General features: G+C 55.6%; 22 protein-coding genes. 14 read left to right on the top strand and 8 right to left on the bottom strand.

What is annotated here, in order from left to right; all coding sequences use genetic code 11:
- Positions 1 to 43 precede the first annotated feature (43 nt).
- The 8 genes from Q0915_RS01250 to Q0915_RS01215 are packed head-to-tail and all read left to right on the top strand — an operon-like array spanning position 44 to position 10,107.
- The gene (locus Q0915_RS01250; RefSeq protein WP_299472581.1) at positions 44 to 3,244 is read left to right on the top strand and encodes a DUF2169 domain-containing protein; all 3,201 of its coding nucleotides are present in this window, start codon (positions 44 to 46) and stop codon (positions 3,242 to 3,244) included.
- On the top strand, positions 3,234 to 4,313 hold the full coding sequence (locus Q0915_RS01245) for a pentapeptide repeat-containing protein (RefSeq protein WP_299472580.1): 1,080 nt from the start codon (positions 3,234 to 3,236) through the stop codon (positions 4,311 to 4,313). The genes Q0915_RS01250 and Q0915_RS01245 overlap by 11 nt, the downstream gene beginning before the upstream one ends.
- Positions 4,314 to 4,355: 42 nt before the next feature.
- The gene (locus Q0915_RS01240; protein ID WP_299472579.1) at positions 4,356 to 4,757 is read left to right on the top strand and encodes a PAAR-like domain-containing protein; all 402 of its coding nucleotides are present in this window, start codon (positions 4,356 to 4,358) and stop codon (positions 4,755 to 4,757) included.
- A gap of 51 nt (positions 4,758 to 4,808) precedes the next feature.
- A complete protein-coding gene (locus Q0915_RS01235; RefSeq protein WP_299472578.1) occupies positions 4,809 to 5,732 on the top strand; it encodes a hypothetical protein in 924 nt (307 codons plus the stop codon).
- Positions 5,733 to 5,742: 10 nt separating this feature from the next.
- Positions 5,743 to 6,678, top strand: a complete 936-nt coding sequence (locus tag Q0915_RS01230) for a hypothetical protein (RefSeq protein WP_299472577.1) — start codon at positions 5,743 to 5,745, stop codon at positions 6,676 to 6,678.
- A complete protein-coding gene (locus Q0915_RS01225) occupies positions 6,678 to 7,556 on the top strand; it encodes a hypothetical protein (RefSeq protein ID WP_299472576.1) in 879 nt (292 codons plus the stop codon). Before Q0915_RS01230 ends, Q0915_RS01225 begins: the two co-directional genes overlap by 1 nt.
- Positions 7,557 to 7,608: 52 nt before the next feature.
- Positions 7,609 to 8,214 carry a DUF3540 domain-containing protein gene (locus Q0915_RS01220; protein WP_299472575.1) on the top strand — a complete coding sequence of 202 codons (606 nt, stop codon included), beginning with the start codon at positions 7,609 to 7,611 and terminating at the stop codon, positions 8,212 to 8,214.
- A 45-nt stretch (positions 8,215 to 8,259) separates the two neighbouring features.
- A complete protein-coding gene (locus tag Q0915_RS01215) occupies positions 8,260 to 10,107 on the top strand; it encodes a tetratricopeptide repeat protein (protein WP_299472574.1) in 1,848 nt (615 codons plus the stop codon).
- A 78-nt stretch (positions 10,108 to 10,185) separates the two neighbouring features.
- Here Q0915_RS01215 and Q0915_RS01210 read toward each other — a convergent pair whose 3' ends face one another.
- Complete coding sequence (locus Q0915_RS01210) at positions 10,186 to 11,451, bottom strand: aminotransferase class V-fold PLP-dependent enzyme (protein ID WP_299472573.1); 1,266 nt, start codon at positions 11,449 to 11,451, stop codon at positions 10,186 to 10,188.
- 323 nt (positions 11,452 to 11,774) lie between these two features.
- Between Q0915_RS01210 and Q0915_RS01205 the strand changes: the two genes are divergently transcribed.
- Both Q0915_RS01205 and Q0915_RS01200 read left to right on the top strand, forming a co-directional pair.
- Complete coding sequence (locus Q0915_RS01205; RefSeq protein ID WP_299472572.1) at positions 11,775 to 12,779, top strand: hypothetical protein; 1,005 nt, start codon at positions 11,775 to 11,777, stop codon at positions 12,777 to 12,779.
- A 142-nt stretch (positions 12,780 to 12,921) separates the two neighbouring features.
- Positions 12,922 to 13,737, top strand: coding sequence for a methyltransferase domain-containing protein (locus tag Q0915_RS01200; protein ID WP_299472571.1), 816 nt, complete (start codon positions 12,922 to 12,924; stop codon positions 13,735 to 13,737).
- A 42-nt stretch (positions 13,738 to 13,779) separates the two neighbouring features.
- Here the strand turns inward: Q0915_RS01200 and Q0915_RS01195 are convergent, their stop codons facing one another.
- Complete coding sequence (locus Q0915_RS01195) at positions 13,780 to 14,088, bottom strand: AzlD domain-containing protein (RefSeq protein WP_299472570.1); 309 nt, start codon at positions 14,086 to 14,088, stop codon at positions 13,780 to 13,782.
- The gene (locus Q0915_RS01190) at positions 14,078 to 14,770 is read right to left on the bottom strand and encodes an AzlC family ABC transporter permease (RefSeq protein WP_299472569.1); all 693 of its coding nucleotides are present in this window, start codon (positions 14,768 to 14,770) and stop codon (positions 14,078 to 14,080) included. Before Q0915_RS01190 ends, Q0915_RS01195 begins: the two co-directional genes overlap by 11 nt.
- 92 nt (positions 14,771 to 14,862) lie before the next feature.
- On the opposite strand from Q0915_RS01190, the gene Q0915_RS01185 reads away from it, so the two are divergent.
- Together Q0915_RS01185 and Q0915_RS01180 are read left to right on the top strand one after the other, a co-directional pair.
- Entirely contained in the window at positions 14,863 to 15,390 is a 528-nt protein-coding gene (locus tag Q0915_RS01185; protein WP_299472568.1) for a CGNR zinc finger domain-containing protein, read from the top strand.
- A 228-nt stretch (positions 15,391 to 15,618) separates the two neighbouring features.
- Positions 15,619 to 16,614 (top strand): hypothetical protein, encoded by a 996-nt coding sequence (locus Q0915_RS01180; RefSeq protein ID WP_299472567.1) that lies wholly within the window; start codon positions 15,619 to 15,621, stop codon positions 16,612 to 16,614.
- A gap of 64 nt (positions 16,615 to 16,678) precedes the next feature.
- Here Q0915_RS01180 and Q0915_RS01175 read toward each other — a convergent pair whose 3' ends face one another.
- The 3 genes from Q0915_RS01175 to Q0915_RS01165 all read right to left on the bottom strand — a co-directional run bounded on the left by Q0915_RS01175 (position 16,679) and on the right by Q0915_RS01165 (position 21,822).
- Positions 16,679 to 16,870 (bottom strand): hypothetical protein, encoded by a 192-nt coding sequence (locus tag Q0915_RS01175; protein ID WP_299472566.1) that lies wholly within the window; start codon positions 16,868 to 16,870, stop codon positions 16,679 to 16,681.
- A gap of 179 nt (positions 16,871 to 17,049) precedes the next feature.
- Complete coding sequence (locus Q0915_RS01170; protein WP_299472565.1) at positions 17,050 to 19,842, bottom strand: trypsin-like peptidase domain-containing protein; 2,793 nt, start codon at positions 19,840 to 19,842, stop codon at positions 17,050 to 17,052.
- A 72-nt stretch (positions 19,843 to 19,914) separates the two neighbouring features.
- The gene (locus tag Q0915_RS01165; RefSeq protein WP_299472564.1) at positions 19,915 to 21,822 is read right to left on the bottom strand and encodes a D-Ala-D-Ala carboxypeptidase family metallohydrolase; all 1,908 of its coding nucleotides are present in this window, start codon (positions 21,820 to 21,822) and stop codon (positions 19,915 to 19,917) included.
- A 577-nt stretch (positions 21,823 to 22,399) separates the two neighbouring features.
- On the opposite strand from Q0915_RS01165, the gene Q0915_RS01160 reads away from it, so the two are divergent.
- Positions 22,400 to 22,591, top strand: coding sequence for a hypothetical protein (locus Q0915_RS01160; protein WP_299472563.1), 192 nt, complete (start codon positions 22,400 to 22,402; stop codon positions 22,589 to 22,591).
- Between the two features lie 49 nt (positions 22,592 to 22,640).
- Here the strand turns inward: Q0915_RS01160 and Q0915_RS01155 are convergent, their stop codons facing one another.
- Together Q0915_RS01155 and Q0915_RS01150 are read right to left on the bottom strand one after the other, a co-directional pair.
- Positions 22,641 to 23,699 (bottom strand): hybrid-cluster NAD(P)-dependent oxidoreductase, encoded by a 1,059-nt coding sequence (locus tag Q0915_RS01155; RefSeq protein WP_299472562.1) that lies wholly within the window; start codon positions 23,697 to 23,699, stop codon positions 22,641 to 22,643.
- Positions 23,700 to 23,781: 82 nt separating this feature from the next.
- A complete protein-coding gene (locus Q0915_RS01150; protein ID WP_299472561.1) occupies positions 23,782 to 24,663 on the bottom strand; it encodes a LysR family transcriptional regulator in 882 nt (293 codons plus the stop codon).
- Positions 24,664 to 24,796: 133 nt separating this feature from the next.
- On the opposite strand from Q0915_RS01150, the gene Q0915_RS01145 reads away from it, so the two are divergent.
- Positions 24,797 to 25,879, top strand: a complete 1,083-nt coding sequence (locus Q0915_RS01145) for an amidohydrolase family protein (RefSeq protein WP_299472560.1) — start codon at positions 24,797 to 24,799, stop codon at positions 25,877 to 25,879.
- The last annotated feature ends 3 nt before the right edge of the window (positions 25,880 to 25,882 follow it).

The raw sequence follows: 25,882 nt of genomic DNA, 5'->3' as shown, positions 1-25,882 counted from the left end.
AAGTTGGTCTTTCGACGCGACAGATATCGGCCAGTTTTCGCTCATGGTGAAGGTAATCAAACCGACGAAACTTTCCTGCGTTCAGAACGTTCAAACGTTCGGAAGCGCGAAGTACCTTGTCGCAACCTTGTATTATGGAGCGGATCTTTCTCAAACCGACACGCTGGTTTCAGAGGATCAGTATCTCTCGATTTCAAGTGGACGGATGCCGGCAGGAACCGTTGCCGACCTTGGATTCCCCAAGGGACAGCCTGAAGTCCTCATTGCCGGTGAAGCACAGGCACCGGGCGGCATTCCGGCACAGTCGGTTGAGGTTTCCGTATCGGTCGGCGACTTTCGCAAGGCAGCACTGGTCTTCGGAAAGCGCTTTTGGACCCGGCAGCACCGCGATGACTTCACCCTGACGCATGCCGAAGCCTTTGAAAGTCTGCCACTTGACCCAAGACATGCATTTGGCGGCGAAACCCATGCGGTCAACAAGCTGGGCAAGGGCTTTCAGATTGACCATGTGATGCAGCAATTCGGCTATGCACCGCTGCCGAATATCGAAAACCCCAAGGACCTTGTGCTGCATCCGGCCGATGCTCCCGAACCCGTGCTCTTCGGTCCGCTCGACGCTGAGCACCCGCTTCGAAAGTCCTGCCTGGGTCAGGTTGACGGTGCCTGGATGCATACAACGTTCCCAGGGCCTCCACCCGGTTTCAAATTCGATTATTTCAACGTGGCACCCCAGGACCAGCGATTGGCGGAACCGCTGTCCGGCGATGAGAAAGTAGTAGTGAAAGGAATGCAGGCCGACGTTCCGGAATTAAGAGGCCATTTGCCCGGCCTCGTTCCGCGCCTGTTTGCCGTCCATGACGATAAAGCAGAAACCCTTACTGAAATCGGATTGAAGTTCGACACACTCTGGATCTTCGGATCCGACGCCTTGGCAGGCGTTTACTTCGGAGGCCTGCTGGAAGTCACGGATGCGATGATTCATTCGCTTGCCGGGTTTGTTGCAGGTCTTGAACGCCTGTCCGAAGAGCCGCGCTCGGCGGAGCACTATGCCGAGGTCTTCCGCTTGAGAACCGACCCCGTCGACGGACCGCTCCACGCGCTGAACGAACAACAGCTCATGCCTGTGCTATCCGAAACGGAGCGTCAGGCCGTTGAAGCGAGATCCAGGGACTACACGGAAAAGGTTGCCCGAAAGACCGAGCGGCATCTCCATGCCTCCCTTGAGGACATGAAGTCGAAGAGCGGTCTGCCCGAGGCTCTGCTTCCTGGCATGAAATTGCCCGATGTGCCACGCATACCGCTTCCGGACCCGGATGATCTTGTCGCCGGGCGTGTCGATATGGCCGGTGCATTGAAGGAGACTTTTCAGGCAATGGACGCGTTGTCAGCCTCAGACGGAGGAACAGCGGCCCAAGCCTTCATCGAGCAATCAGGCCTCTCTTTTCCGCAGCTGCCGGCAAGGGCACTTGAAGACGCGATCAAGTCCGGAGATCCGCAGACCGGGGAACTTTTCAAGTCCACCATGAAGGATCTGACCGACCCGTCCCTTCTCGCGGCAAATGCGAAAATGATGGCCTCCGCAGAAACGGGTTTGAAAGAACCGCAGGCAGGACAAGAAAAAACGGCCGCGCCGGAGACCGTCGTAAGCGAGGCGGTTGATGACATCCTGCAAAAGCTGAACATCGCAACAGCATCAGGTGGTGACGACGAGGTATTTCAAAGGGCCCGGGCGCGGGCGCTCTCGTTGCCGGAAGCCGACCCGTTTTACAAACTGAAGCAACAGCTTGAAAATCTCGATGCACCTGACCTTTCGATCCCGGATCCCAAATCCCTTGTTCCACAAGGTGCTTTGGATGCTTTCGGAGATGACAGCTCACAGGGTTCAAAAAAAACCGAAACGTTTGAGGACGCTGCGGCAATCATCGAAGATATGAACGCAGACACCAAAGCCGTACTCGACAAAGTAGACGCGGCGCTCGCCGATCTCCTGCCTGGTTCTGCCGGAAAAAAAGCTCCTCCAAACCAGATTGTGGCAGCCGAAGCCGAGCGTCTCGCGAGACAGCATCAGGAAGCTTTCGATGCGCATTCATTGCTCGGTGAGACAAGCAAGGCTCTCACGACGACCGTCGAAGACTTCTACGCCGAGCTCGACAAGGACGAGCGCGAGCTTCTGGCAGGACAGGATCATGAGCGTTCGCAACTCCCCCAGGCGATCTATCCGCTCGAGGATTATTCTGAAGATGTTCGTACGCGGTTGGGCGCATTGGTCGCTGAGCGACTTGCGGCAGGGGAGAGCTTTTCGCGCAGGGATATTGCCGGCGCAAACCTGAGCGGAAGAGATCTTGGGGGCGGTCTGGACTTTTCCGGCACCTTGTTGGAGACGGCCCTGCTGACCCAGGCCAATCTCCGTCACGCAATACTGACGGCCAGCGCCCTCACCGATGCGAGAATGGAAGGGGCGCAGTTCGACCACGCGGAACTTTCGCGCGCAAACCTGTCGAAATGTACCGCACCAGATGCCAGTTTTCGGCACTGCAATTTCTCCGAACGCTACTGGCTGGAACCGTCCTTCCGAGGCGCGGATTTCGAGGGATCCAGGTTTTCCGGATTAATCCTTTCAAGGGCAGACCTTGCCGGCGCGAACCTGAGCAACTGTTTCTTTGAAGACTGCACGTTCCTGAATTGCGACCTTACCGGCGGAAAGTTCGACAATTCGAAACTGCGCGACTGCACATTCATTGAATGTACAGCACCGGAAACATCCTGGTCTTCGAGCCACCTTGAGAAAGTCCTGTTCACTGACCTTCAAGCACCTGGCTCGAACTGGTCGAACATGACCATCTCCAAATCCAACTTCGCGGGAAAGACCGATTTGAGCGGTGCTGCATTCGATAGCATATCGGCGCATCATGTCTGCTTTTTCGGGACATCCTTGCGGCGCGGACGGTTTGTCAAATCGAAGATGCGCGAATGCAGTTTCCTAAACTGTGACTTCTCCCACAGTGATTGCCGTGCGTTTGACGGCAAACGATCAATGTTTACCGGCGTGGATCTCAGGCACGCCAACCTTGTCGCTGCAAACCTTCTGGAGGCCCAGTTCGACGGTTGTGATGCAACCGCGGCGAATTTCAGGTCTGCCAGCCTTTATGGCGCAAACCTGTCGGGATTGACGCTGGCGGCGGCGGATCTGACCGGCGCGTACACCGGCCGGACCATTTTGGAGTTGCCGAGCCATGTTGATTGAGGAACTTCTCCTGAGGATCGAGGGCGGCCTTACAATCGAAGGCAAGACCTTCGTCGGCCTTCACGCATCCTCCCGTGACCTCTCGGAAGGCAGATTTGTGAATTGCGTATTTGAGGGCACTGACTTCAGTGACTGCGTCATTTCGGACTGCACTTTCATCAAATGCGTTTTCAAAAAGACATCATTTGCCGGTTGCCGGATTGCATCGACCATCTTCATGCGCTGCACGGCACCTCTTTGCATCTTTCAGAACTGCAGCTTCGAAGATTCAAATTTCATCACGACAAATCTCCAACAGGCAACGTTCGAACGTTGCGACATGACGGGATGCAACCTGATCGGTTCCGCCTTGGAACAGGCCAGCATTGCAGGCAGCGATTTGGATCGCTGCGCCCTGCTGGAAAGCACTGTTGACGGGATCGGTCTCTCGGGCACCTCCTGGTACAGGTCCACATTCACAAAAGCGGACCTGAGAGCGTCGGACCTCACCGCTGCCACGTTCGAAGAGGTACTGTTCGCACAAAGCAACCTGTCACAAAGAGACTTTTCAGGCGGACGTTTCCAGGGAAACACCTTGTCTGACAGCAAACTTGCCGGTGTTCGATTTGACGAAGCGGATCTTGCGCGAAGCCAGTTTGTGAATTGCAGTCTCGAGACAGCGTCTTTTGAGAGAGCAAGTGCGCCTTACGCCATGTTTGCGGGATCTAACGTCTCTGAAGCCAGGTTCAATCAGGCTAACCTGCAAAATGCCGTATTCGCAAATGCGACGGCAACGAAAGCCTCCTTTGTTTCCGCACAGCTACAGATGGGGGTATTCGACAGCGCTGATTGCAGGCAAGCGCGCTTCGACAGGGCGGATCTGAAATCGGCGGATTTCACACACGCAGACTGCCGCGAGGGCGGCTTTGTTGAGGCGGACTTCAACATGAGCAAGTTCCATGGAACGAAAACGGACGGCATCAACGACACTGGTTCAACTGGAAGCAGGCTCGCGAGTGATCAGGAACGTCTGTTGGCGGAAGCCTATGATCCAGACAAGGTGCACATAACGCGCCCGGACCCGGCATGAGATACTTTGTTGAACGCCAGGCGCCAATGATTGGGAGGAAGAATGGCAAACGTATTGAGCTCGGGCCCGACGCCGGCGATGGACGTCTCGCCGTTGGACGCATATCTGCAACCGACACCGGCAGGGCCTGTTCCGGCGGTGATGCCGGCAACAGGTATGCGGGCTTCCGCCGTGCCGACGCAGATGTGTTTTTTGTACGCCGGTTTTCCCGTTCACACCTCCATGACGATGATCCCGACATGCACCGCAGGTCCTGGACCCGGCGTTGTTTCCGGCATGCCGATGAGCGCATGTCGTTCCGCAAAGGGATCGACGAATGTGATTGTGATGGGTCAGCAATTGGCACGCGCGGGGATGGACCCATCCCAGGAAAACGGTCTGACGGCGAATTCGATCGGCGTCTCCTCACCCTCTCAGGCAACTTTGCTCAACCCGATGGGCTGACCTTCGCTTGGCAACTTCAGCAAAAACCTGACACCAGCACTGGAGCATGCAATGTCAGATGACAAAAATGGCCCGCCGAAACCGGAGGAAGATGAGCAAAAAAAATGGCTCTACTTCGCCATTCCGGGCAAGGGCTCGAAGGATCCTTTTAGCGGGCAGTACCTGAGGCTCTATTCAGGAATTGGACACGACGAGAAGCAACATATTCCTGAAGCTGTCTTTTCCGGCAAGACGCCGCTGCCGGCGCTCGCAAAGGAGACGGATTTCAAGTCGGCAACGATATCAGCCAAGGGAGTATACGTCCTGAAGGCAGATCAGCAGTTGAAGGAAACATTCGGGACCGCGCTCACTGAAACCGTCCGCCATGGTGACCACAAGATTCAGGTCGATGATGGCGACTGGAAATTGATTTCACAAAACGGCGCAATCGATATCTCAACGAAGGCGACCTATCCAAACGGTAAGATTACGCTGAGATCCGGGGACTCGAACATTTTTTTGAAAGCAGAAAAAGGCTCCACAAAGACATCTCAAAACGGTGAAGTCAGCGTCTCGAAAGGCGACTATTTAAACTACATTTTGGGGGCGGAATTGTCCTGGACCCATGGCACGAACAACAACGAATACTATGGACTGAGCTTTAAACTGAACCGCTATACCGAGATATCGGCCTTTGCCTCGGCATCCATATCCGGCACAGCGGTTGAGGCAACATCTTTCACTTTCGAGAATAATTACAGCCTGTTTTCTGTGAACATGGGGTTGGTAAACAGATCCTGTTACATGATCAGTTCAGAAAGAGCCTTTGTTTTTAACAAGTTCTGCCACGTAAACATAAGCAAAGTCTTGAATGAGGCCAGAAGCGCTGAACTCAGCTTGTCCAATGATGTGACACAAATGGATACGCGTATCGCAGAGGCACGCAGTGTCGCGCTTGAGCAGGGATGGGCGGGCTTGAAAGTGTTCAACGCGTAGGGAGATCTTCATGGCAAATGTACTGTGGGGTATTCCGCGTGATCGCGGGTCGGCGTTCGACATATCCAAAGGCACCTATCTTCGTATGGGAACCTATTCCGACGACCCGCGGCTCAACATGGATGAGCGCGTAGTGCTCCCGTACGAGTATCTTCAGGACGTAAAAACCGACGACAGGGACCAGGCACTTGAGGGAAGCGAGGGCATCCTGTTTTCGACGCGCGGCAGCTACGTGGTTGAAACAGAAAAACAAGGCGTCATGGAATTTGGTGCCGGTATCAGTGAGCACGTAACAGGCACAGGAAACGATCTGGGGACCACGATCCATGACGGCAACATTTCTGTTTCCGTCTTGAAGGGCGACATCAATATCACCGGAACCTCAAGTTTCGAGGTCACGGCCGCTTCAGACGATGTCGTGCTGAAGGCCTTGAATGGAACGCTCGTGACCAGAGCAAAAAAAATAAACAAGATTACGACGGGAAGTTACATCAAAAGAGTCCATGCGAAGTCGTCGACGGAAGTCAGCGGAACGAACACCAACATAAACGTCGGCGCAAACCTGAAAATGATTGCCGCAACTGAGTTTTCGCTCAGCATATCGTCAGTCAGGCTTTATCCCATGATGACAATGAGCCTGGCACTCGTGCCCATTTCCGTGAGTTTGTTTGCCTTCAACTGGACACGTCTGAGCGAGGACTTCCTGTCGACTGATACGCTCCACTGTTACCTTTATCTCGAATACCGCGCTGTTCAACTTGACACCTGGACCGTCAAAACGGGTTCAAGCATGAGCCTCAAAAGGGCACGTACGTATAGGTACAAAAATATCAAATGGTGCCTCAAATCAGCGACTGTGCAAACCTATAGAGGCTTGCTGACCACGGTTCCCGGACTTGCTCCGCAAAAGCGGGAGCGCGGCTATTCCTGGAGTGACTATTGGTGATGACAAACCTGAAAAACTCTTCGGCGCCAGCTGTTGAATACTTTCTGCCCAAAGACAAAAGCGACCCCAAGCTGAAGGATAACATGTTTTTCTTCAGATTGGGTGCATATGATCCCGTTTATGAACCGGAAAGTACCGCGAGTGAGGCTCCGGAGGGGCTCTATTGCTACAGCCCGGATCACTACACTCTGAAGGCGACCGGCAAGTATTATGAAACCGTTTCAGGCCCGGTGCACAGAACGGTTAAGCAGGGCGACTTTGTCTATGAGAACGAAGACTCCGATCTCGAAGTCGAGGTCGGGCGCGGTGTCTTGATCAGGGCCGAGAAAGCGGCCGACAAATCCGACAAAGCGGTTTTGATTGTTGCAAGCGGACGCGGTGGTAATGAGAACGAGAGTTTTGTGATTGACGCCGGCAACAAGAACGTCCGTTTTGCCCAGAAAAACTATGACAGCGAGACGACCGAGGACAGGACCTCGATTACAAAGGGAAACAAGTTCAAGTTTGTTCTGGGTGCTGCGCTCACGGGACTGCTGGGACACAGTCGAGAAGTGAACTTGAGCTTTGACGTCAAAATTAGCACGTTCAGCCTGAGCACAAATCTCAGCGCTGCGCTTGATTGGAAAGAAGTCGCATTCTCCTATGGCGGAACGTCCCGGACGTTCGTTTTGAACTCCAGGATTTCCTACTACGTCCAGTATCACAAGCGCACGTTTCTCGATGAGGAATTCCTGATTATGAAGAACGCGGTCGAAGCTGCGCAATTCGACGACGGTCTCGCGGAATTCGGAAACTACAAGGCGGAAATGAGCTCCGCAAAGATCAGTATCGACTCTTCAAATATCGATGTCATCAGGCATGACTCGCTGAGCTATTAGGCGGACCTGTGATTTGTTGCTGTCGGAACACAAATGGTGGCGAAGAAGGCAAATGAGCGAACACGATCTTAAGACACTGCCGGCCGTGGATTTGCAGATATCAAGTGGGTTTCCCACGGCGAGCATGCGCGTCGAGCGGCTCGAAGGACGAGACATCCTCACAAGGCGTGAAGACGGCTCCGTGCAGAAAAGCGTGAAAGCCTTCAGCTGCCTTGCCCATCCGGAACCGGGTGATATCGTCCTTACGGCTGAAAATGCCGGCACAACCTATGTGCTGGCCATCCTGGAGCGTCCACCCTCCTCTGACCAGGCGCCTCTCGCTCTCACCAGCGAGGGCCCGATCCGCATGAAAGCGCCCAGGATATCATTCGAAACGCCCGTCTTCGAACTGGCTGCCGGTGCGATTTCTTTCGTGGCCGGTCTCTTCCATTCGCTGTTCAAGGAAAGCAACCGGATCGCAGGCTTGGATCGCAGCTCCTCTGCTTCGGCCACACAGACCACCGGCAGCCGGTTGACTGTCGTGCATCAGTCGGACGTTCAAAAGGCTGCGGAGTTCAGCCAGACGGTCAATGGCGGAATGGTGGTTCAATCGAAGACGGCGGTTATCAACACGGAATCCGATCTCCGGCTGAACGGCGAACGGGTCAACGTCGGATAGAACATCTCAAAACAATGTCGTTTCGAGCAAGCGAGGCTTCAAGACATGGCAGACGTCACGGAACTGGTGGGAGCGGCGCGCAAGCATCTCGAAAACGGAAATATTGACGACGCCCTCGAACTCAGCCGAAAAGCCCTTGAGCGTGCGCCTCGCTCTCCCAAGTCACTCAAGACCTATGCCAACTGCATGATCGCGACCGGCGATCTGGAGGCAGCCGTCGCCTGTCTGACAGAAGTTCTCAAGATCACGCCCGACGACGCCGAGGCGACGCACGATCTCGCGGTTACGAAAAAAATGCTGGGGGATCACGAGGCAGCGGAACTTCATCTGCAGCGTGCCGTTGATCTGCAGCCGCAAAACGCACAATCCTACGATGCGCTGGGTGCGCTTTATGCCGATAGCGGCAATATGGATCTGGCCCTGCGCAACGCCCTGAAGGCGCATGAACTCGACCCGGAAAACATACGCGTTCAACAGAACCTGGCGAGCCTGATGGCGCAGGTGGGAGCACCTTTCGATGCCCTGAATTATCTGTCGAACGTGCTGGAAAAAGAGCCCGACAATGTTCCGGCAAGAACCATGCTCGCAGGCGTCTATCACGACCTCAGCGACCACGACGCCGGTTTCGAACACGCCAAGAGTGCCTACCTTGCAAATCCGCGCGACCCGGTGACGCTGTCGGCCTTCGCCCAAAGCCTGTGTCACATGGGCCGCGCTGAAGAAGCGCTTGAACTTGCCGACAAGGCGCTCAAGCTCGCGCCTGATTACCTGCCCGCTGCGGAAGCCCGTGCCGTTGCGAGCATACAGTCTGGCGCTCCGCATGACGGCATCGCGCTGCTTTCCGGCCTCTTGAAGCAAAACCCCTCGAACCCGAACCTTTGCCTGGCGCTGGCGCGGGCAATGTTGAGAGCCGGTAAAACCGACGAAGCGATCAAGCTCGCGGAGCTGGCGGAAAAAGATCCGGCGACCGAGAAACAGGCGAAAGCCCTGCTCGGTCACTGCTTTGCGCTCAAGGGCGACTTCAACAAGATGTCCGAAAGCAGACGCCCGCAGGGAACCGGCGAAACGAAGGCCACGTCCGGCGAAGAGAACCAGCCGGAGGCTGTTGTCATACCCTTCGAAACTAGGCCCATTGAAGCGATCCTCCTCACAAGGTTTTTGACGCCGCCGGGTGACCATACAGAAGCACCCGGACGCTCCGTACCAAAGATCTACGCCGCGCCTCCACTTGTTCCCTTTCTGGAAAGGCTGGTTGCCGATGCCGAGATAGAACCGCTCGCGGAAGACAGCATCAGCAAGGCTGTCAGCAAGAATGACGCGGTCCTGCTGACGGACCATGCGCTTGAGACCGGCCTTCAAAGTTATGCGCCTGGCCTGTTCCGCCCATACATTTCAAGCGATCAAAGGGCGGACGAGTTCTGGACGGAAACGCTGCGGCCCTTCAAGCGGCCCTATGTTGGAATTTCCTGGTCAAAAACACAGCCTGATGCGCTCCTGGAAGACGTTGCCGCCGGTTTGAAAGACTGGCCCGGCACAATATTCAGCCTGGTTTGGGACGATCAGCGCCATGAACTGGAGGGCAACGCGACCATCGTCGACGCCGGCAGGCACCTGATCTCCATGGAAGCGCTGATCGATATCATTCACAAGATGGATCTGATTGTAGCTCCCGACGACATGGTGCTTCATCTGGCTGGCGCGTTGAACGTGCGCAGCCTCGGTCTCGTGACCCCCAACTTGAACTGGTACTGGCATGAACAAAATGGCCGGTCGCACTGGTATCCGTCTGTGAAGCTGATCAAAAGGGAGTGGACCCAGTCCCAATCCGATTTACGCCAGCAAATTACAGATGTGGCCAAGGCATTCGTCTTGGAAGAGCCCACCGACGCGTGACAATCCATCGCCTTGTGCCGTTTTGCCGGCCGGCTCTGCGCATCCCCTTTGCCTGTTCCTTACGGCCTGATTTACCGGTCAGGCTGCACGGCGCGCTTTAATGTCCTTGATCGCGACGAGAAACTCGGCGACCTCCTGAAGGGTGTTGTAGTGGCACAGCGATACCCGCACGCAGTCACCAAGACCCAGCGGATCCAGCACATTGCCGCTATAGTGGTCTGCCTTTCGCGTATGGGTGCGAATGCCCTGGCTGTTCAGAGCTTCAACCACATCCGGTGAAGCGACACCATCAATGGCTATCGAAACCAAACCTTCGCGCGCCGGATTGTCGGCTCCCGCGATGATCCTGACATGAGCGAGATCCTTAAGCCCTGGGAGATTGCCGGTGCCGTTGATCATCGCGTCGATCAGAAACCTTTCGTATTGATGGATTGCGCCTCCCGCGGCTTCAATCCTTTCCCGGCGCTCCGTTGCCGGCGACACTTCACTGCCCAGCCATTCGAAATAAGCAACGACATCGGAAACGGCCGCATAGGCTCCGGCGTCGCGGGTTCCGAATTCCCAGCCGGTGGCAGGAGCGTTAATGAGCATGTCATGGGGGGCCGCGCTCAACTTGTCGGATATCCATGCGATCCCGTAGCCGTGCCGTGAAAAAACCTTGTAGGGCGAGATCGCGTAACCGTCGATAGCGTAGCTGTCCAGGTCAAGCTGTCCATGAGCGGCGTGCTGGATGCCGTCGACAATGATGACGCAGTCGGGTGCAACCGCACGGATCGCCCTGGATATCGCGGCGACATCCATTGCCATACCCGACACCGGAGACGCATGCAGGATCGTGGCGACCGAAACATCCGGGGTAACCAGCGCAGCGTAGTCCTCAGCAGTGACCAGTCCGGTCTCATCGTTGTGAGGAACATTCACATAGCTCAGCCCTGCGATATCGGTCCAACGGCGTGCGGCGCTGCGGGTTGCCGGATGCTCGATCGACGAGCCGATAACCTTGGTTCCTTTCGGAGCGCTTGTACAGGCTGTTCTGATCAGCCGGAACAGCAGCTCGGTGCCGCTTTCTCCAGCAAAGAACTGCCCCGAAGATGTGTTCATAAACACCGCAAGGTCCACCTTCGCCTTGTCGATGACCTTTTGCGTTCCCTGACCTGCAGGGTTGAAACGGCCAGGGTTATCAGGCAGCGCAGCGTAGAACGTCGACGTCTCGACAACGGATTTGAGGGTCAGGGCCCCACCGGCATTTTCAAAAAAGATGCGCGGTCCCTGGAACGGGCAGCTGTCCACGTGGGCAAAACGGTCTCTAATCGCTGCAATCAAGGCAGGGTTGTCTTGTATCATGTTATTCGTCCTGAAAATCCTGGGTATTGCCCTTAGAGAGCCCTGCTCACAATCGTGCGGCACAACTCGGCGATACCGATATGACTTTGTCGCGGGAAACCGTCAACACTGTCATCCACAATCCAGCATCTGGTCTCACCCAGACTGCAAAAAAGGCCTTTTATGCGCCGGATCCGAAATTCGGATATACTCTTGGCGGGGGACAGGCTCCGGTACGGGACCGCTGCACCAATTCGGTAGCGGATTTGACGGGCAATTTTATCGCTTCCGTTATCGAATGCGTTCCCTTGTTGGTCCATTTATCGCGACAAAGAGTTGTTCACATGATCAATAATTTTTTGATACCCCGCGTGTCCAAGACCTCCATGCAAGCGATGGAAACGATCGGTTCGCAGGCGCAGGATGCAGCCGCCAACGCGGAGCACGTTTTGGACTGGGTCGCGGGAAAGGCCGCCGATGCAGCAGAAGCGGGTACCGAACTGGCGCAAAACTATGTCGACACGGGTCTCTCCGGCGCAGGTGCGTTCAAGGATGAAGTCTACGAACAAATCGCCAAGACCGAGATGGTCGAAACCACGAAGCTGATGGTTGAGCGGGCAAAATGGCATGCTGAAGAGACGATAGGCAACGCCGAAGAAGCAGTGGAACAATTGTCTGATGCCGCTCTGAGAAGCCTGACAAAAAAGATTTTCGACGCAATCATTGCCGCTCACGGCACCTGGCGACTGACGGCGCATTTCCGCTTCATCAAGATAATGTCAGTCTCGGCAATCGGACAGCCCGGTTGCCTGACTGGACCGAACCTTCTCGTTCACATACTCTCGCACAAGGATGTTGTCGGGCTTACCGGCACTGATGCCAAGATCCGCGACGCTGTGGCTGAAGCGGTTTCAGATGCATTCTTTCTGTGGCAGTCCAAAGTCATGGTGCCTGGCTTGCCCTGGTATCCAGCCTTTGCCGCATGGCCCGGCCCACACGCGCCGCCAACCCCGAATGTGCCAATGCCTCTTATCGTTTGCCCATCGGCAAAGCTTGCGAAGTTGACGAGCGCTGCCAGTCTGTCAAAGGCGATCAAGGATGGGCTGCCATCAAGTATGAAAGATAAGGGACCATACTGCACCGCTGTTGCAACCAGTCTGGCGGCAGGCTTCATGTCGTGGCTGCCATCGGCTCAGATAATGGGCGTGATGGGGTTCGGACCTGTCCCATCCTACGCTCCGCCCGCGGTCAACGCCGGTCCCGTCGTAAACGGCAAAACCATCGAAGCACCGGGTTGTCTTTCGGGGTCTCCAAAGCTCATCCTGACGGTGCCGCCAACTTTCAAATAATGCAGGCGGTGGTCTGCGTCGGCCATGAGTGACGTTTGAAACCGATCTGCGGGATCACCGAAAACTGGTCCTCAGGTTGCTGTTAGCTCGCATCAGGCGATTGTCTGCTGACGGTTCCGAACCGGTCTGCTAGGCATGCGTCATGTGTTCTTCGTCTTCGCAACATGATCTGGCGCTGACCCGCCATGCCGCATCCCTGGCAAGCGTTTACTGGTTGGTGGACCGGCAACTATCCCCCCTTGGGCTGCGCGCGATGGATGTTCTCGATCCTGGTCAGGGAGATACTGTTCTCGATGTTGGCTGCGGGGCCGGACAAACCCTGACCCAGTTCTCGGAGCGTGTGGGGACGAATGGACGTGTGATCGGCGTTGACATTGCGCCCGCACTTTTGTCGATCGCTCAAGAAAGGTGCAAAAACGATCCTTGCATTGAGCTGATACAGGCAGATGCACAGGTACTTGATCTGCGGACAGCGAGCCTTGACGGGATTTATTCACGCTTCGGCGTGATGGGTTTTGCCAATCCGACCGCAGCCTTCGGGAACTTCCGGCGGCTGCTCCGCCCCGGCGGCCGGCTAGCGTTTTGCTGCTGGCGCACTTTCGAGGAAAACGAACTCGACTATTTTCCGGTGGAAGCGGCCGGACGCATCCATGACGTGCGCGAGTCTCCATTCAGTTTCTCTGACCCGAACACAGTGCGCGTTTTGCTTGAAAACACAGGATTTACGCAGATCGCGTTCGAAGCATTCGACGCGAATGTCTCGTGCGGTGACTTGAATGCGACCGTTGAGGTGGTGCTGAGTGTCGGTGCACTCGGCCAGATTGTTCGCGAGAAGGCGTCTCTTCGCTCAGAGATCGAACCGCTTCTGCGCAAGGCGCTAGCCGCGCGGTTTGACACCGCAAATGTGGAATTCAAGGCGGCTGTGTGGATCGTTTCGGCCCGGACGGCCGGTCCCTGAAGGTCGGACTTTCCTTTGTCGCTGGCTTCGAACGAGGCCCTGTCAAAGCGAAAAAACAAATGAATAAGCAGCGGCGCAAATCATGCCTGCCAGCATTGCCCAAACGACACTCCGGAACAGCGCCATTGCAATGAGCGCCAACAAGGTTGCAACACCGGTCTTGACGTCTCCGGACATCAGAAGCGAGGCCACGAGTGCCGCGATCACCGAGACAGACAAACCTTCCAGAAAGCGTTCGGATTTTGGTGTAAGGGCAACCCAGGCCATGAATACGGACCCCGCAATTCGGGTCAAAAAAGCCGCGGCAGCCATGACCGTGACCATGAGAATGTATGACCCGTCACTCAGCATGGTACACAACGGCCACGGCGCCGCCGACCAATGCCGCGAAAATGATATTCCAACCCGTCGGCAAAATCGTGTAGGTCAAGGCCGAAACGGCCATTGCAGCAACAACCGGCAGGAACATTCTGGTCGAACTGCGCACGGCTCCGAAAACGGTGGCCGCGAAGAAGCAGATCATAACGACATCAAAGCCCAGGTGGTCGGTCTTGCCGATAAGGTCGCCACCAAAAGCGCCAGCCGCCGTGCTGCCGACCCAGGCGAGCCATAGCATCAGCCCCCCGCCCAGAAGTGTGCCGAGATCGTTTTCACCGCGTTGAAGCGACGTTTGAAAATCCGCGAAGTTCGCATCGCTCAAAAATGCAAGTGTCACCAAACGCCGTTTGACCGGCAGCTGGTTGATCCACCTGGAAAGAGCAGCGCTCATGATGATGTGCCGCCCGCTCAAAGCCAGCACGACCAGGCCAAGTGAAAAAAAGGCGATGGGTTCTTCCAGAAAATCCAGAGCCGCGAATTGGGCGGTTGCGGTGAAAACCAGACCACTCATCGCCGTTGCCTGAAACGGCCCCAGGCCCTGTTCGGTCGCAGCGACCCCATATGCGATGCCAAACGGGACCACAAACAGGCTCACTGGCAATAGCCTTTGCATCCCCTTCAGAACCCCTGCTCGCGTGAACAGAATATTGGCCATCGGTATTCGTCTCACACTCTCACACTAACCATAACAACGGTTAGAAAGGAATTCGAATTGCCTGTCAACCTCTACAGTGGTTAGAATGGCACATGAGCTATTCTCAAGGACACCCGATAAGACTGGTTGGCGGCCGCCTGGCACTCGACTTTGTCAACACCGCCGACTGGACGTCCGGCGACGAAATCGCCCATGAAAAACTTACAAATGTTGCCGACTTGGAACACTGGCTGCGGGCGTTGAGCCTCGAGCATACCGAGCCGGTAACCGATCTCGCAGGTCTGATCGATTTTCGCTATATGCTGAGGCAACTCGTCTTGAAGCGGACTGGCAACGACGTATTGAACATCGTTCAGAGCCTTGATTTTTCAGCTGCCGATCCCGGCGTTTCCTTGCCTTTCGACCAGTCAATCGCCGCGCTCATTGCTGCTTCCGCCGTTTCGATCCTGTCCGACAAGCGGGAGCAAGAACGTATCAAGATGTGCCCGGGTGACAATTGCGGATGGCTGTTCGTAGATGAAACCAAGAACGGCAGACGCACCTGGTGCAGTATGGAAAGCTGCGGAAACAGGGCCAAGGCAGCGCGCCACTACGCCAGAACTCGCGATAAAAGGGCTTAGGTCGAGGCGTGGATCAGTATCGTTTCCCGTAATCACCCGGCCGGTACATCGGAAAAAATTCAAAAGTCGAACACGCTTTATTGGTGTAGTCTGAACAAAGACCCGGAAGGCGATTACAATTGGGCAATGAGCCTCCCGGCAAGAACAACATCAGTAAGTGACCGGTTCTTTATGTTTCATGATTTGCTAAAGCGATGCGATTTTTTAGGCCTGCCTGCGATCATCTTCATGACCGCGATGATCGCTGTCGGTAAATCGGTATGGGCTGACGACCTATCTGCACGGTTCTACGGATCGAGCACCTTTCTTTTCGATGACGGAAAGAGCCAGATACTGATTGATGGCTTTTTCTCACGTCAGGCTTACAACCCGCTCTGGGGCCGTTTCTCACCGGATTTGACGCAGATTTCGGAGATGGTTCGAAACACTGGCATCTGTCCCGGCGCAACGGACGACGCGCGCATACAAGAGCAGTGCCGGAACGGCAAGGAGCTCAAAGTCATCATCCCAGTTCACAGACACTACGACCACGCGCTGGATGCAGGGGTCCTTGCCCTTTGGTCGGGCACAAAAATCATCGCAGACGAGTCGATACGCGCCGTAGTCAAGGCCAGTGAGAAGTTGTCATCGGGCGCGTTGGGCCTGAGACAGTGGAAAACGCCAAACATGCAGCCGCCTTTTCTGTCGGACAATGCCAACCGGCGGGTATTGGAAGACACCGGTGCCTTCAGGGTGACACTCCTCAGGGGACAACATATTCGCTTCTTCGGAACAGTTCTGGCCAATGGAACGACTGACAAAAAGTTGAGCTTTCCCGCGTCCTTGCGCGCATTCCGACTGGGTACGAGTTTCAACGTCCTCATCGAACATGACGACCGACGGCTTTTGATCATTCCCTCGGCAGGCAACCTGGAAGGCCTGATCGAAGACCCTCCCGAGAATGTCAGCACGCTCTTTTTGAGCATTGGCGGGCTGGATATACACGGCTACCGTGCCACCAAGCGGTACTGGCAAAAGGTTCTGGACGCGATTGACCCAAAAGTCGTCTATCTGATTCACTGGGATGCAGATACCAAGCCGTTCGACTTCGAGGATCCGAAGTTCACACCGGCGCGGAAACTCATTATGCGCCGTTTGTTTCGCACCATCGACAAACTCAAGACCCCGGATGTTGATGTTCGAAGGCCACCGGCTCTGAAACCATTTGGTCCGTTCGACGGTTAATGGCTCGACTGGCAAATCAGTTTCGCGACGAAAAACATTGAACGATGTTGGTCAGACGGTTCACTCAGCGGCGCTTCATGTTGCCAGGTTCATCATCCTGGGTATCGGCCTTGCCGGAAACGCTTGACAGAACATGACATGTTTCGCGGCGTGTGGTGGACACGTCATCTTTGATGTCGCCATCCGCCCGCAAATCTAACGGTCGCGCGTTGTTTGGCGACAGCTTTGACAGTGCGTCGTAAATTGCCTTGTTCATCCATATGCTCCGCAGAAAAAGCGGCTCAGGCGCAAGTGATATCCTCTTCACTTGGTAGTCTCCATTTGGTTTTTACGGTCGGCGGCATTGCCGACTTAACCAGTATGTGGACTGCTCTTTTCAGCCTTGTTTCAGGACATGTTTCAATTGTACCCGGATTTGCAGGCGCTGACACAAGGTCACACGAGCGCCAGCCCTGCCACTATGTTCTTCTGTCGGTTAGCCATCAGCGACTTGCCCGCATGAACGTAGCCGGTTGTCGCCATGATCTGGTCGATCGGGCGATCATCTGCATATCCGTTCAGGATATGGCTCATCGGCGGATTTGCGCCACCATAGTTTCCACTCCAAAAATACCCGTGAACGATTCCGGCGAGCAGTTTCGCCGACTTTTCTGCACTGCCTGCAATACCGGGGTATGTGAACAGACCCGGGTATAGCACCAGGCCGCTCGCGTTTTTCACAGCCTTGTTTTTCAGGGCACCGAGATATGCCAGATAGTAGCGGATGTTTTCATCGACACTCATCGGCTGGTCATAGGCCGGTGCGCCCTTACCAACCCAGAACTCGATATTTTTGGGAAGAGGGAATATCCCGAATTCCCCGTTGGAGTGAACGAAGTCGGGATCCATGATACCGCCTGCAGATACGCCGGCTTCCACCATCAGCAACACCGCGACATCCTCAGGTGTGACCGGATTGGCCGCGCCGCCGTATCGCTTCGCCAGATCAGAGTTAACATGGCTCAACAGGACCTGGAAGGGTGCGTTGTTGGCTTTAAAAAACGCAGACTTCGTCAATCCTGTCACTTGCCAGTGGAGTGTCGGCCACGACGCGATGGACGACGTGGTTTCAAGCATGGCGGATACCGGCAGCCCGCGCGTGTTGACCGATGCGCCGGCGCTGCCGCCTCGATCCGTGACCGGTTGTGGCAGTCCGGCGCTCGAGAGGAGCGCTGCGAAGGCATCCTCGACATTTGCCACAGCGCCGGTATCGTCCAGCACCGAGCCCATTTCCACATTCCCATCAGGCAGATGCGTCAGGGACAGCCGTAGCGCAATCGGAAGGTGGTCGGAGGTATCCTGAACGAACCGGCTGACGACCTTGTCGCGCGCAACGATGAAAAAATCGTCCTCATCGGCGTATTTATTCATGTTGGCAGAAAGGAAAATATTGTCGATCAGGCTTTTATAGGGGGCCTTCAGATAGGTGAAAGCTCCGTTTTTCTCATCTTCTGCGGAAAGCGGTACAAAGTTCGCTGATTTCAGTGGATCGAAATCCTTGGTCGCGAGCGTCGCGTTGAAGTCACCCAATAATACCCAATCCTTGTCCGCTCCGTGCTCGTTGATCATCTGATCGACGGCATAGGCCAGGACCTTTGAAGCCAGTCGACGGCGTAAGCTCCCCTCGCCTTTCGCCTTCAGGTGAAGAGGGACAAGATAAAAATCAAATGCCTTGGTTTCGCTTTTCAGCTTGAAACGGAAAAGACCCGGGTAGCGGTTGAAAATCTTGCCGTGAACGGCCTCAAGATTCAGATCGTCCTTGCTGTGAGCCTGGAAAAGACCGTTGATTTTCTCTGGCCAGTGAACACGTTCGCCTTCGACAACATTAGGACGCCAGATGACGGCCGTCGTTTGTTTGCCCGGTTTCGCTTCAGGCTCGGAATATGCAGCCATGTATTCTTGCTTATATTTGTCCTTTAACTGCTTAAGCAGCGCTTCGACCGCAGGCTTCGAAACTTCGACCAACGCCCAGATATCGAGATTGAGATCTGTAATGACCGTTGCGACCCGTTCGAGTTTGCCTTTGTTCCCATAGTCGCGATTGAACCACTCGATGTTCCACGCACCTATGTCGATATCCTGCTCGCTGCCATTATAGACCTGAACCACCTTCTCATAGGCTGAAGGTGCTTTATCATCGACGGTCGACGCTTCTGACGCATCTTCTTCAACCGGCGGAACATAACGTCCCAGACTGCCGAATAGACCGGTAAGCGAGTCGGAACCATTAAACGCGCTCAATACGGTCGCAGCCTGGCTGGCTTCCTCTCCACCCTCGGCGATCCGCCGCTCCAGATCGATTGCGATCGCAGAGAGTTTGATGCCTTCGTTCACGACATCCGTCCTGCCGCCGTCGTTGAGATAACCGGTTAATGTCGGGAACTTTTCCCGAACTTTGCTAACGGATTGCCAGGCGTGGTGCAGAGCTACCAGTCGGCCACGGTCACAAAAGACAGGTGCGCCGGACGACCCGCGCGCCGTGTCCGCAGCATAAAGCAGCATCGCGGTGTTTATCGACATCACCTCGGTGTCATCCAGCGAAATCCGCTTCGGCTTGCCTTCCGGGTGGTGCACGATGTAGGTCGGCTCTCCCTTGCTGATGGTGAAAGATCCACGCGTCATCGGAATGGCTCCGAATTGTCGAGCTGCCTCGGCCTCAATCCAGACAAAGGTAAAATCCAGTTCGCCGACTTTGCTTGTAACAAAAAGCCGATCCGGATTGAGACTGAAGCTCACCGCAGGCGGCGCGCTGTCCGGCGGGCCATCCAGAATATCTTCTTCAGTGATCTGGTAGTTGAATTCCGCCTTTGCATTTTGGGCGACTTTTACGTCATTCAGCACGTGATGGTTGGTCAATAGGAGGTTAGGCGCGACCAGGAAGCCGGTACCGTGCCACTGGGATGCTGGACGATTAGCAAAGTCCAACAGATCATCCCCGCTAACGGTAATTCGACAGACCGCCCTGCTCCGTTTCGCCAATATGGAGACAAGACCTGCCTGGGCTGTCTCCAGAACGCCAACGGTCGCTTCTACACCTCCAATGGACGACAGATCTTCGCGCCATTGCGCAAGCATACTCGGGAGATTGTCGACTTTCGCATTGCTTTCCAGGTCGCTGAAGGCGCGCAGGTCGCTCCAGTCCGCAAGAAAATCTACCTCTGAATTCTGTTTCCGTGTGTTCTTAGCCATGAGTGAATTCCCGAAAATGCAATTTGAAAATTTTGTTCGCGCGTCCTGACGAAAAGCGGCGGTTGGCCTGACCTATCCGGTCCAGTCGCGAACCTTGAAGCCGGTATCCACATGAATGAATTTGCTGCTGCCCGGTTTGAGCCCCGGGTAGAAACCGATACCGGCAACCCATGCCGGGTTGTCGGCTCGAACCGACCGCGCAACGTCCCGCCAATGCGCAACGCTTCCGCTTGCCGCCGCCCAGTCGAAGGCGGAGAATTTCAGGTGCTGAGAGGATGTCTTCCCGTCGATCGCTTCGTTATAGGCGGGTGATCGATAGGCGGAACTGATAAATACCGCCGTTCCGAGCCGGTCGCGAATTTCGTCCAGCATCCTGGCAGTGTTGGCGATATTGGGCCAGAGAGCGCGCGGTGGAAGCGTATTCAGCCCCTCCCCCTTACCGCCCGGTCCGTTGTTGCCACCCAGAACGAGAAACTCTGCCGGCGTGAAATGCCGCAAGCCCAGGCTTTCGACAAAATCAATGAAAGCCTTATGGTCGAACCCGCCGGCCGTAGGCGGCACGGCTCGTACCCCTCCTTGAGTTGACCCGTCTTCGAAAAGCTTTTTCAGGAAACCGAAATTGAGTTCAACATTTGATCCCATATTCGTAAACGCAAACGGAACGTCGGGATCTTCGTCAAAGAGTTCGCCGCTTTCGTCTGCATCTGCCTGGGCGCCGGAGCCGACGCCGGTGAATGTGCCTGCAAAGCGCGCCTCGCTTCGCGCCAGAGCCCAGAGAAAACCGTCGCCGCCCTCACCGTCATAGCCCGCAATCATATGACCGTTGGAAACGTCACCCGAACTTGCGATCGCGGTTGGGGTGGCGGAAGCGCCATCCTGACTGACCGGCTCAGCAGAGGGCTGCCATCCTGCTCCCTCGAGAGCCGGCGCAACCATCGCGGCCTCCGTTCCACCCTCCAGCCGGGCTCGAATGGCCTCCTCGATAATCGCTGCTGCACGGCCATAGCCTGCATTTTTCGGGTGCAGCTCGTCGAACCAGCTGTTCTGCCCCTTGTCGACTTTGCCGCGCAGGTCGCTGACAGTAAAATTGGCGTTCACATTGGCCAATCGCTTCAGGGCGACGTTGAAGCGATCCATGATCACTTTCAATACGTCGCGTCCGACAGCGAGCGGTATTCCTTTGCTGATCAGCGCGGGACCGATCCAGTTGCCATCTTCCTGCGGAAACGGCAGGTCGTAGCCGTGTCCGAAAACCATGACACCCGGATGGTGTGTCGCAACATCGGACAGGATTGTCTGGAAACTGCTCATCACGGTATTGAAGACAGGATCGAAGGCGGACGCGTCTATGAGGTCAGCGGGTTTCTTGCCCGGTGAAAATTCGAGCAGCACCTTCTCGAACTCGCCGAAAAAATCATTCCCGCCACCCGACAGGATCATGCCTGACGCGCCCGTTTTGCGCAGAGCTTTGAGGTACTGCTTCTGAGCCGCCATATTGGAAACAAGATCGCCTGCCGCACCGACCGAGTAGATTGCGATGTCGCTGTTTTCTCCAAGCTGATCGACGATATCTTCCAGCCGTACTGGATATTGCGTCCAGCTGTCCCCCTCCTCTACAAGGCGGATGCCATCGAAACCAAAGAATGTCTTGAGCCGATAGGCGACGCGGCGCTCAGCGCTGGCAAGTGCGTTTGCCACATCGATGGCAACGCCCCCGATAAAACCGCCAAATCCACCTTCAAAACCCGCGAGTTCCAGTCCTTCCGCCTCGTCCGGAAAATACCTGGCGCGAAACTTCGGCGTCATCTCAAGTGCCGGCGCAAAGGCACGGGGCGCTTTGTCCGCCGCCACAAAACCCTCCGCCAACAGAGACTGCAGCTGCGCTTGCAGCATTTTCAGGTCATCATAATCCGTTGCGGAATCGGCCTGCACGAGAATGTCGGAAAGATTATCGCCGGAATTGGCAGATGTGGAGACCATAACACTTCTCTCCCGATTATGAATAAAGAACTCAGGTTGTATACTTGGCTAGCAACGCCTAAAGCGGTCGAAATGCAACAATAGCGTACAAAAACTATATCACATTTTAAAGTTGAAGAGTTAGTCTATGCTTAAACGCCGGTAAAATAACAACTAATCAAGACTCTTGAACGGCCGAAGCAAAGCCACGGCATCAACGGAAAGTTCCCTTGTAGACTTTAGATTCGGTAGCGTATGGTTTTCAGCGAAAGGCCGGTTTCGTTTACCACCAGATCCATTGGACAGAGTGTCCCCGGCAATTCGCCACGAGCTGAAAAATGAACGCAGAACCCGCGTGCCTTTGGTGAGTTTCCGGCCCTTGAGATTTGCATCTTCCAGAGCTGTGTTTCCGAAAGTTGGAGCAAAGCTGCCCTCAATCGGATCGAACTGCCAGGAGCGACGAACCGTTGGTATTCGACCAGCGCCGGCTGCCCCTTTCCAGTGCAGTGCGTACCGCATCTTCCGGCGCTGTAATCTCACGCGCGGCGGGCAGGAATTCGGATCCTTCCGGCGACCGCGGCACCCTGCGCGTCTAGCGATGCCGGACGCGGCACCGCGTCCTATTCACCTGGGCTTTCAGTCCGGTGTCTCGTATCTGAAGCAATATCTGAGCGAACTCAAGTCGATAGGCATCAATCACGTCGCGCTCAATCTGAGATTCAACAACGCCGAGATCGAAACGACCATGCAGCGCATTTCGGATGAAGTTCTGCCAGAATTCGGGCGGTGACCAAACGACGCTCGATTTTTCACCCTCCCCGAAGGGGCAGTGGAAAGGCTCACGCGTCGACGGAAATCGCGCCCTTTGGACGGCTGCAGCAGGCCAGGATGTAGCCCTGATCCCGCTCGTAGTCCTGCAGCCCGCCAAGATCGGTCATGTCCACTTCGCCCTGGGTCAGCAGCACTTTGCAGTTACCGCAGACGCCCTGTTGGCAAGAGGAGTCAATCCAGAGACCGGCGTTCAATGCGGCATCCAAAACCGTCTCCGTCGACGTACACACGGATGATTTGCCGCTAAGCGAAAAGAAGATTTCGCCTCCCAGTTCGCTTCTATCGGTGAGAACGATCTTTTCACCGAAGCTTTCCTCGTGGATGGCAATGACATTCATCTCGCGAGCAATGGTCCGGGCGGTCCGCATGAACCCCTCGGGACCGCACATGAAAATGCTCCGCTCTTCGAGATCCGGTACAAGCTCCCGAATGAGCCCGGAACTGATTATTCCAACGGTGCCGTCGAACCGGTCTTCCTCATCGCACGCGTCGACGACGAAATGCACGTCGATATTCTCGTAGCGCCTCGACAGAAACTTCAATTGATCTTTGAAGATTATGTTTTCCGGACTGCGTGCGAAATGAATGAAAGCGGCGTCGGTGTCGTCAACCACGTCCGTGATGTACTGGAGCATCGACATCACCGGCGTGATACCTGATCCGCCGGAAAGGAAAAGCGGTTTCTTGGCGGCGATATCAATGTAGTTGAAAGCGCCGGAGAGATTGTCCACCTCGACCGACATTCCGGGTGCGAGCGTATCATTCAGCCAGTTGGAAACCTTGCCGTCCGGAACACGTTTGACCGTCACCTGTACGTTGTGCGGCCGTGTCGGTGTGGAGCAGATCGAATAGGCGCGGGGCCAGACTTCGCCGTCAATTTCGAACCGGAAGGTCAGATACTGACCCGGTTTGAAGTCAAAGCTCCGGCTGTGCGCATCCTCGAAGATGAAGGTCTTGCTGTCCGCCGTTTCCTCGATGACGGCCTTACAGACAAGTGTCGCCGGGCCGCCATTGTAGCAAGGCTGATTGTTCGCGGCTTCCAGCGAAAACACATTCTTGTTGCTCATCAGCATGTCGCGAATATTCCCCTCCTGACACTGGCGCCCGGGAAACTAACCCACCGCAAGTGCTGGTTGGAGATTGCAGAATTCAGTTATTGATCAAAATTTTCGATTGTTTGTCGGTCGCAAACGTCTCCAGCGACTTCAAGGCCGAATTCACAACCGGCATATGCCGCCGGCGCGTGTGTACAGCAGAATAGACCTGCTGCGGTATCGTCGGCGCCCCGTTGACCGGTTGCAGGTCCGCGACCCCGCTCTTGTCCGGGGCGGTCAGGAAACTGGGAAGATAGAGGGTACCTCCCTTGCGGCGAAGCAGATGCAGCGCGAGATCTTCGCTGCCGATGGAAAGCATCGGGTGCGTCAGGTCCGGCAGCAGTTCGTCATGCGTGCGTTCAAAGAATGCCGTGTAGGCGACACGCACGTAGTCATTGGCCGAAACGTCCTCCAGTCTTTCGGCTTTCGTGGAAACCATGGTGTAGTCGATCGTGTTCAATTCCGAAATGATCAGGTCAGGGACGATCTGCGGCGTGAACAAGATCCCGATATCCGCCTGGCCGGTGAGAACATCCCTTTGAATCTGCCCGGAAAAATCTATTTCAACGTGCAACTTGAGCTCCGGGTCGTTTGTCTGGAGCGCCTCGATCCAGTCCAGCAGGAAAAATCGGGCCAGCTGATGCTGACACGCGATCCGCAATCGCCTGCCGTCCGCGCCCGCGCCTTCCCTGACATCACGTCTCGCGTGCCCCCACAAGGCGAGAAAGGCCCGACTGTGTTCTTCGAACCTTCGGCCCGCGACGGTCGGTTCGGCGCCGCCGCGCCCGCGTTCGAACAGGCGCGCGCCCAATTGGTTTTCAAGTTGCCGTATCCGGGCGCTGACGGTCGACTGAGTGATATTGAGCCGATCCGCGGTCTTGTTGAAATTTCGGGTCTCGAGAACGTCGAGGAACGTGATCAGCAGCAACTGGTTCATTTAATCGAAATTCCCGATTGATAACGACACTTCGAGAGCGTGTATGAACATAATTGTCGATGATATCCGTTTAGCCAAAGCCGGGCAGCAACGCCAGAGGGTCTTTTTGATCCTGTTAGCAGCGGAGAAGAATGTGTTTATCGTCGATTGTGATTGCCACAACTATTGGTGCAGCGCGACCGTTCTCGAACCCTATATGGATGGGGTCTTCAAGGACATGTTTGTGCGCGGTGAGAAAACAGGTCCACGCGGCGCTTTCCCGCATGGGCACCGTCCATGGTTCCACCCGGAAGGCTTTGCACGCCACGATGTCAATCCGGTGGAAGAGGACGACAATTACGCCATCATGAAGGAGAAGCACCTCGATAAATACAATATCGATGTCGCAATCCTCACCGGTGACGAGCCCATCGAAGCCTCAACACTCGCCAACCCCTATTACGCCGACGCTCTTTGCCGTGCCTATAACGACTACCTGATCGACTACTGGCTGCCGAAGGATGACCGCTTCTGGGGTTCGATTGTCGTGGCGCCTCAGGATCCGCAGCTGGCAGCGGCCGAGATCCGCCGCGTGGGTGGCCATCCGCGGGTTGTCCAGGTGCTTGTCAGTCACGGCGCTGCGCGCCCTTACGGCGATCCGTTCTACCATCCCATTTACGAAGCCTGTGCAGAAATGGGGTTGCCGTTCGCCATGCATCTCGGCGGCCAGGGCGGCATTAACGCGACACCGATCGGCGCCGGACCGACGACCTTTTTCTGGGAAACGCATGCCATTCTGCCGCAAACCGCAATGACGCATGTTGCCAGCCTGATTGCGCAGGGTGTTTTCGAAAAATGGCCGGCACTCAAGGTGGTCATTATCGAATGCGGTGTGGCCTGGGTACCTTCGGTGCTGTGGCGGCTCGACGCAAACTACAAGGCGCTGCGCAAGGAAACGCCCTGGTTGAAGCGTCTGCCGTCTGAATATTTCAAAACCAATATCCGCATGTCCACGCAGCCGCTCGAGCAGCCTCAGAACATTCAGCACTTGTGGGCAACCCTTGAGGCGATGGATGGCGAAAACACCCTGATGTTCGCGTCGGACTATCCGCACTGGGACTATGACGACGTCACGAAACTGCACATCCCACCGGCATGGCGCGAGAAGGTTCTCGGACTGAACGCCCTCGATGTCTATTCTCGCCTGCCGCAGCGCGTTCGCGAAGCCGCTGAATAGGAA

This window comes from uncultured Roseibium sp., assembly GCF_947494555.1.
In the GTDB taxonomy this organism is placed as follows: Bacteria; Pseudomonadota; Alphaproteobacteria; order Rhizobiales; family Stappiaceae; genus Roseibium.
This window is presented reverse-complemented; position numbering and strand designations above follow the sequence as displayed.